Annotated in this window: 2 protein-coding genes; both read right to left on the bottom strand. The window is 39.3% G+C overall.

The features are described from left to right. Positions 1-166: 166 nt before the first annotated feature. Complete coding sequence (locus tag N1032_RS24520) at positions 167-412, bottom strand: hypothetical protein (RefSeq protein WP_259543126.1); 246 nt, start codon at positions 410-412, stop codon at positions 167-169. A 14-nt stretch (positions 413-426) separates the two neighbouring features. Continuing rightward, complete coding sequence (locus N1032_RS24515; RefSeq protein WP_259543125.1) at positions 427-750, bottom strand: hypothetical protein; 324 nt, start codon at positions 748-750, stop codon at positions 427-429. Positions 751-828 lie beyond the last annotated feature (78 nt).

Raw genomic sequence — 828 nt, 5'->3', positions numbered from 1 at the left:
ACCCGGGGAGAGCAACCGCACGCGCACGTCAAGAAAATGTGTTTTGCGTTAGCCAGCGCGTTAAATTTAGCTTTAGGATCGAGTTTAGTTTTAGGAGCCATTTTCGTTTCTCTCTTAATTAGCGTTACAGTTTTCTTGTGGGATTATTCCCGGTACAGCATGACAATTATTCTTCGTTGTTGTCAGCTTCGGAAGCGTCGGACGAAGATTTTTTGCGGGGCTGAACTTCGACAAGCTCAGTACCCGGAACCTGTTGGACTTCCATTTTATACTGTTTAACGGAACATTCAATACCGTAACGCTGCAAAGTAGCCATTTCATCTTCGGCTTTAGTCTTTGACTGGAAAGGGGTTTCTGTAGCTTTCCCCTCTTTCGTTACTGCTTTAACTACGAATACGTTAAGTGTAAACATTTTGGCAACCTCAGTTATTTGTTAATCTCATGGAGTAAGTGCTCCAGAACAGTCTTGATTGTATCATAGATAATTGCACCTTCACCAATAAAATCTAACTCAGGAGTTAAATAAACCCAGCGCACCGTAAAAGTGTTAGTGTTAATTTTTAATAGGATCGACCAATAGATAACAATTTTATCTGTTTTAAAAACTATAGCATTTTCACCATCTGGGCTAAGTGTCAATGTATTATTTTTCATGTTCGATTTAGAGATCAGATAATTGACTAAATCATAATTGCCTAAATTAAGCATGGTCTTAGATCCTGTTGTGAAATATTCCGTTATCTTGATCATGAAATAGATCGTTAGTCAAGTAATCGTAATCCCCGTTACTATCACCCCGGCAACGATATTTTCCACTGCCCCACAGTG

The sequence above is a fragment of the Herbiconiux daphne genome (assembly GCF_024979295.1).
Lineage (GTDB): Bacteria > Actinomycetota > Actinomycetes > Actinomycetales > Microbacteriaceae > Herbiconiux > Herbiconiux daphnes.
Note: the sequence above shows the minus strand (reverse complement) of the source record. Positions and strands in the feature narration are given on the sequence as shown.